We start from the raw sequence: 6943 nt of genomic DNA, 5'->3' as shown, positions 1-6943 counted from the left end.
CGCTCCCGGGCCGTCAGCTTGCCCTTGGCGTGCTGCGCCTCCGTCGCCCGATCGCTCGGCCCGCGCCGCGCCTCCTCACGGAGGGAGTGCAGCTCGGCCACGCGTCCACGGGCGTCGGTCGGCTCGCTCGAAGTCTGGTCCACAACGGTCATGTACCGACCTTACGAAGTGCGACGGCGAAAACCCTCCGTTGGTTCCGCACAGTCTCGGACCCGATCCGCTGTCCGGCCCGAACAGAACCGCCGGGGGATGCATGGACTCCCCCAGTCGGGACCTTGGCCCTTTGTGGGAGTTCGACAAAACAGCGGGACCCACCCCGAAGAAGTTGAAATTTGAACGGAATGGGTCTAGCGTCATTCTCGTTGAAAGTTCAACGAAGTTCGGAATCCCCGGACCCCGTCGGACACCCCACCAGCAGGATCTTCCGAGGAGTAAGTCATGGGTCTCTTCACCCGCCGCACCGCCCCCACCGCCGTCGCCACGCTCGAAGTGGACCCGGCGCTCGCCGCCCTGACCGGCGACTACGTGATCGACGCCGCGCACAGCAGCATCGGGTTCACCGTCCGGCACGCGATGGTCACCAACGTCCGCGGCAGCTTCACCGAGCACGAGGGCACCCTGCACCTCGACGGCGGCGACCCGTCCCGCTCCACCGCGGTCATCGACGTGAAGATCGCCTCGATCGGCACCGGCATCGCCGACCGCGACACCCACCTGCGCAGCGGCGACTTCTTCGACGCCGAGACCTTCCCCGTCATGAGCTTCCACTCCACCTCGGCGCAGACCCTCGGCGGGGACGCGTACCGTGTCACCGGCGAGCTGACGATCAAGGACGTCACCCGCCCGCTCTCCATCGACCTGGAGTTCACCGGCTCGGCCACCGACGTCTACGGCAACGAGCGCGTCGGCTTCGAGGGCGGCACCGAGATCCTGCGCTCCGACTGGGGTCTGACCTGGAACGCCGCGCTGGAGGCCGGCGGTGTCATGGTCAGCGACAAGGTGAAGCTGACCTTCGACATCTCGGCGATCAAGCAGGCCTGACCGGCCGCACGAGACGCCGGCCCGGGGGCGGCTACCAGCCGCCCCCGCCGTCGAACCCGCCACCGCCGCCGAAGTCCCCGCCGCCGAAGTCGGACGGGTTGAAGTCGGCCCCGGAGACGTCCCCGCCCTCGAATCCGCTCCCCGCGCCGCCGAAGTCCGAGGCGTAGGCGGGGCCGGACATCATCGATCCGAGCATCGTGCCCATCAGCAGGCCGGGCAGGATGCCACCGCCGAAGTACCCGCCGGCCCAGGGGCCGTAGGCCGGGCCGGCGTCGTAGTACGGGCGCGGTCCGCGTTCGGTGTCGACGGTGCGGACCGCGGGGTCCAGGCCTTCGCGCAGCCGCACGGCGTCCGCCGCGCAGACCGGGACGGTACGGGAGGCCCCGGCGGGCGGCGCCCAGGTCGCGTCCTCGGTGCTCGGTCCGTGCCGCGGGTCGAAGAAGCAGGGCGAGCGGCGCTCGGGCACCGGCTTGCCCTGACGGCGCGCGTCGAGGGACGCCAGGGCGTACCGGCCGTCCTCCAGGGCCTGGGTCACGCCCTGCACCTCCTCGGGGCGCCGGACCGAAGCCATGATCTGCTTGGCCTTCTCGTACGAGTCGAGGCCCTGTTCGTAGTCGCGCCGCATGGCGTCGTCGGCGCCCGGTTCACCCGGGTGGAAGTCCAGTCGCTCCAGTTCCTCGCCGAAGGCCGTGATGTCCTCGTCCACGACGACGGCGAGCCGGGCGATCGCGTCGCGCCGGATCTCTTCCTTCTTCTTCCGGTTCCGCTTCACCAGCAGGTACGCGCCGCCCCCGCCCGCGACGGCGACCGCGCCGAGCGCGATGAGCCCGCCGACCGGTGCTCCGTCGGACGCGCCGGTGGTGCCCCAGGACGCGGGGGCGGAGCCCTTGGCCTGGCTCAGGGCCTGGTCGACGAAGTTGTCGAGCTGGGTGGCCGCGTCCACCGGGGTGCCGGTCTTGACCGTCTCGGTGAGGTTCTGCACCGCGTTCCTCGGCATGACGGCCGGGTCGGCTCCCGCCTTGAAGCCGTCGCCGAGGCGGATCGCGTACAGGCCGGTGATGCCGGTCTCGGCGCGGACCGCGGGGAGCACCTTGTCCTGCGGGAATTCCGCGGTGGCCGGCAGCACGGCGACGAACACCGGTTTCCCGGAGTCCTTGATCTTCTCGGTCAGCGCGTCGGCCTGCGCCGCGGACAGCTGGTCGCGGGCGCCGGGGTCGACGTAGACCGGGCCCTTCTTGAGGGCCTCCCCCACCTCGGCGATTCCGGTGGCGGCCGAGGCCTGCGGGGCGGCCACGAGGGCGGTCGTCGACAGGGCCAGCAGCAGACCGGCCAGCAGCGGTCCGAATCGTACGGATATCAGCCTGGTCCTCATGCGTACGACGCTACCCGAACAGGTTGTTTCCCGTGTTAACGGGACATAAGGCCGCCCCCGCCCGGACGCCGGTGCTCGGTACCCGCCCTTCGCCCCGGGGTGGGTCGATGCGGCGCGCGTCCGCGCACGTGATGAGCCGGGTCGAGCCCGGCGCGGCTCCCCCGGCGGGGTCGGAATCCGGGTGGATCGGCTGGTGGACGGAGGCGGGCACCCGGAGCGGAACGTTCCCCCTGTTCGAGCCGCCCGCCTCGTGGCACCCCGAGCCCATGGGCGAGCAGCGGCTGCCGGCCGGCCGCGCGTACCGGGCGCAGTTCCATTCGCCGGACGACGGCGTCCACCACGGGGAGGCGCGCTTCACGGAGGACGACCTCGCCGGGTTGGCTCCCGGCGAGGTGTGGGCCGACGGGCGGGCGATGTCCCGGGGGGTGTTGCGGAAGGTGCGGGACGACGCCTGCCGAACCCGAACCCGGACTACTCCGCCGGCTCCACGCCCGCGTGCAGGAGCCCGAAGGTGTAGGCGTCCTCCAGGGCCTGCCAGGACGCGGCGATCACGTTGGGGGCGACGCCCACGGTCGACCACTCGCGGACGCCGTCCGTCGTGGCGATCAGCACTCGGGTCGTGGACTCCGTGCCGTGCGTGCCCTCAAGGATGCGGACCTTGTAGTCGACCAGCTCGAACTTGGCGAGCTGCGGGTAGAACCGCTCCAGCGCCACCCGCAGCGCCCGGTCCAGGGCGTTGACCGGGCCGTTGCCCTCGGCCGTCGCGACGATCCGCTCGCCCTTGGCCCACAGCTTGACCGTGGCCTCGTTGGCGTGGGTGCCGTCCGGGCGGTCCTCGACGATCGCGCGCCAGGACTCGATGCGGAAGTACTTGCGGGCCCGGCCCTCGACCTCGGCCCGCAGCAGCAGTTCGAAGGAGGCGTCGGCCGCCTCGTACGTGTAGCCCTGGAGCTCGCGCTCCTTGACCCGCTCGACGACCCGGGCGATCAGCGCGCGGTCGCCGCCCAGGTCGACTCCGAGCTCCTTGCCCTTGAGTTCGATGGAGGCGCGGCCGGCCATGTCGGAGACGAGCATCCGCATGGTGTTGCCGACCCGCTCGGGGTCGATGTGCTGGTACAGGTCGGGATCGACCTTGATCGCCGACGCGTGCAGGCCGGCCTTGTGCGCGAAGGCGGAGACGCCGACGTAGGGCTGGTGCGTGGAGGGCGTGAGGTTGACGACCTCGGCGATGGCGTGCGAGATCCGGGTCATCTCGGCGAGGGCGCCCTCGGGGAGGACCGTGCGCCCGTACTTGATCTCCAGCGCGGCCACGACGGGGAACAGGTTGGCGTTGCCGACGCGCTCGCCGTAACCGTTCGCGGTGCACTGGACGTGGGTGGCGCCCGCGTCGACGGCGGCCAGGGTGTTGGCGACGGCGCAGCCGGTGTCGTCCTGGGCGTGGATGCCGAGCCGGGCGCCGGTGTCGGCGAGGACGGTCGCCACCGTCGCCGAGATCTGCGCGGGCAGCATGCCTCCGTTGGTGTCGCAGAGGATGACGACGTCGGCCCCGGCCTCGTACGCGGCGCGCACGACGGACTTGGCGTACTCGGGGTTCGCGCGGTAGCCGTCGAAGAAGTGCTCGCAGTCGACGAAGACGCGACGGCCCTGCTCCACGAGGTGGGCGACGGTGTCCCGGACCATCTCCAGGTTCTCGTCGAGGGTGGTGCGCAGCGCGAGCTCGACGTGCCGGTCGTGGGACTTGGCGACCAGGGTGATGACCGGCGCGCCGGATTCGAGGAGGGCGCGGACCTGCGGGTCCTGCGCGGCGGAGCCGCCGGCGCGACGGGTGGCGCCGAAGGCGACCAGCTTGGCGTGCTTGAAGTCGATCTCGGCGCGGGCGCGGGCGAAGAACTCCGTGTCGCGGGGGTTGGCGCCGGGCCAGCCGCCCTCGATGAAGCCGACGCCGAAGTCGTCGAGGTGCCGGGCGATGGTCAGCTTGTCCGCGACCGTGAGGTTGATGCCCTCACGCTGGGCGCCGTCGCGCAGGGTGGTGTCGAAGACGTGGAAGCTGTCGACGGGCCCCGTGCGCTGCTCCGTCGGCTCGGTCGACTCCGTCGCCTCTGTCGTCGTCATGCTGATCTGACTCCTGTCGGATGAGTGGTTCCGGAGACCCGGGATCCACTGCCCCCATCATCGCGCGCCGCCCGGTCCCGGCATGATTTCGGGCCGGGAAACGAAAAGACCCCTCGCGGGTGCGAGAGGTCTGCGCGCGGGTCTGAGGCACGGTGGCCGCTGCCGCGAAGGTCGTCCACGGTTCAGCGGTCACAGAGGACCGGCGCGCTGCTGTCCATAATCATGAGCTGAGCAGGCACGTCCGCAGTGTGCCATACGGCTCGCCGTACGTGGACGGCGATCTCACGATGCGGGCAGCCCCGCACGGGTGGCCCCCGGGGTCAGCCGGGGACGGGAACGGTGAGGGTGTCGGTGAGGAACTCCCGTACGTGTTCCAGGATGTCGTCCCGGCCTATCCCGGGCAGGCCGACGGCGACCTGGATGCTGAAGCCGTCGAGGAGGGCCCGGATCCGGGCGGCGTACCGGTCGGGGTCCACCGGGCGGAACTCCCCGCGCGAGACGCCCTCGGCGAGGAGGGCGACCAGGTCGCGGTGCCAGGCGCCCTCGATGGCGGCCTGCCGGTCGCGTTCCTGGGGGCCGGCGTTCTGGGAACGGTTCCAGACCTCCAGCCACAGGGTCCAGTGCGGGTCCCGCGGGCCGTCGGGCACGTAGAGGTCCACGTACGCCTGGAGGCGGGCGCGGACCGGGTCGCGGCGGGAGAGCAGGGCCCGCCGCTCGGTGCCGAGGGCGGCCTCGCTCCACTCCAGGGTCTGCAGCAGGAGTTCGTCCTTGCTGCGGAAGTAGTAGAGGAGGTGGCCGCTGCTCATGCCGACCTGGCGGCCCAGACCGGCCATGGTCAGGCCCTCCAGGCCGCGCTCGGCGATCGTGGCCATGGCGGCGACGAGTACGTCCTCGCGCGGGGGCGCGTTCTTGCGCGCCGCCCGTACCGGTACTCCACCCGCCACCATGGGCCACTCCTTCATGAGGTCCGCCGTAGGTCAGACCTTCGGCTGCTGCTGGGTGATGCAGTGGATACCGCCACCCCCGGCGAAAATCGTACGTGCGTCAACCAGCGTCACGGTCCGCCCGGGGAACAGACCGCGGAAGATCTCGGCCGCCTCCTCGTCGCGCGGGTCGTCGAAGGCGCACAGCACGACGCCCCCGTTGCAGAGGTAGTGGTTGATGTACGAGTAGTCGACCCACTCGCCGTCCTCCTCCAGCACCGTCGGCGCCGGGACCTCCACGACCTCCAGCAGTCGGCCCCGCGCGTCGGTGGAGGCGCGCAGGAGGGCGGCGATGGTCTTGCAGCGCTCGTGGTCCGGGTGGGCCGGGTCGGGCTGGGTGTGGACCATGACGACGCCGGGGCGGGCGAAGGCGGCGACGATGTCGACGTGGCCCTGGGTGCCGTAGGTGCCGTAGTCACCGGCGAGGCCGTACGGGAGCCAGATCGCCTTCGTGGTGCCGAGGTGGGCGTGGATCTCGTCCTCGACCTGCCGGCGGGTCCAGCCGGGGTTGCGGCCGTCGCCGAGCTGCACGGTGTCGGTGAGGAGCACAGTGCCCTCTCCGTCGACGTGGATGGCGCCGCCCTCGTTGACGAGGCGGGTGCTGTACGTGCGGGTGCCGATGAGGTCGGACACGTGGCGGGCGACCTTGGAGTCGTGGTCCCAGCGGGCCCATTCCTGGGCGCCCCAGCCGTTGAAGGTCCAGTCGACGGCGGCCAGTTCGCCCGCGTCGTTGGTGACGAAGGTGGGGCCGATGTCGCGCATCCAGGCGTCGTCGAGCTCGCGCTCGACCAGTTGGACGTCGTCACCGACGACGGCGCGGGCGCTCTCGGCGTCGCCCGGGGAGACGACGAGGGTCACGGGCTCGTACGCGCGGACCGCGCGGGCGACGGCGCCCCAGGCCGCGCGGGCCTCGGCGAGCTCCTGATCGTTGGTGAAGGTGGGGTTGGGGCTGGGCCAGGCCATCCAGGTGCGCTCGTGCGGGGTCCACTCGGCGGGCATCCGGAATCCGGCGTCGACGGGCTTGGACGGCTGGGCCGGCTGCGTCGGCTGGGTCATGGCAGGGGTCCTCACAGGCTGTGCTGGGCTTACAAGAAGTACAGGCGGTTCAGGGAGACCGATTCGGCCGCTTCGGAACGCAGCGGTTCGCCGTCGAGGGAGACGAGTCCGCTGCGCGCGTCCACATCGACCGCGCCCACCCGGGAGTTGCGGAGCATGTCCTTCGGTCCGATGCCTCGGGTGCCGCGGACGGCGACCCGGCGGCGGCGCGTGGGCATCTCGTCGGAGCCGAGCGCGGCGGCCGCGGCGGAGACGAAGGCGACGGAGATGTCGGCCGCGGTGGCCCCGTAGGAGCCGAACTGCGGTCCGAGGACGAGGGGTTCGCAGGTGTCGGTGGCGGCGTTGGGGTCGCCGGTGACGCCGTAGGCGGGGAACCCGG

General features: G+C 71.7%; 5 protein-coding genes and 1 pseudogene. 1 reads left to right on the top strand and 5 read right to left on the bottom strand.

The features are described from left to right. Window positions 1-438: 438 nt before the first annotated feature. On the top strand, window positions 439-1041 hold the full coding sequence (locus NOD94_RS39455) for a YceI family protein (protein ID WP_281211064.1): 603 nt from the start codon (window positions 439-441) through the stop codon (window positions 1039-1041). 31 nt (window positions 1042-1072) lie between these two features. On the opposite strand, the gene NOD94_RS39450 is transcribed toward NOD94_RS39455, so the two are convergent. The 5 genes and pseudogenes from NOD94_RS39450 to NOD94_RS39430 form a co-directional block, all read right to left on the bottom strand. Next, window positions 1073-2413 (bottom strand): hypothetical protein, encoded by a 1341-nt coding sequence (locus NOD94_RS39450; protein ID WP_281211063.1) that lies wholly within the window; start codon window positions 2411-2413, stop codon window positions 1073-1075. 471 nt (window positions 2414-2884) lie between these two features. Continuing rightward, window positions 2885-4525 carry a citramalate synthase gene (gene cimA / locus NOD94_RS39445; protein WP_281211062.1) on the bottom strand — a complete coding sequence of 547 codons (1641 nt, stop codon included), beginning with the start codon at window positions 4523-4525 and terminating at the stop codon, window positions 2885-2887. A 320-nt stretch (window positions 4526-4845) separates the two neighbouring features. Beyond that, window positions 4846-5472: a TetR/AcrR family transcriptional regulator gene (locus tag NOD94_RS39440; protein WP_281211061.1), complete on the bottom strand. Its 627-nt coding sequence runs from the start codon at window positions 5470-5472 to the stop codon at window positions 4846-4848. 30 nt (window positions 5473-5502) lie between these two features. Next, window positions 5503-6564 carry an agmatine deiminase family protein gene (locus NOD94_RS39435; protein ID WP_281211060.1) on the bottom strand — a complete coding sequence of 354 codons (1062 nt, stop codon included), beginning with the start codon at window positions 6562-6564 and terminating at the stop codon, window positions 5503-5505. Between the two features lie 29 nt (window positions 6565-6593). Continuing rightward, window positions 6594-6943 (bottom strand): annotated as a pseudogene (locus NOD94_RS39430) (urease subunit alpha); the annotation flags it as partial.

Origin of the sequence: Streptomyces sp. Isolate_45 (genome assembly GCF_024721315.2) — a bacterium.
Taxonomy (GTDB): Bacteria; Actinomycetota; Actinomycetes; order Streptomycetales; family Streptomycetaceae; genus Streptomyces.
This window is presented reverse-complemented; position numbering and strand designations above follow the sequence as displayed.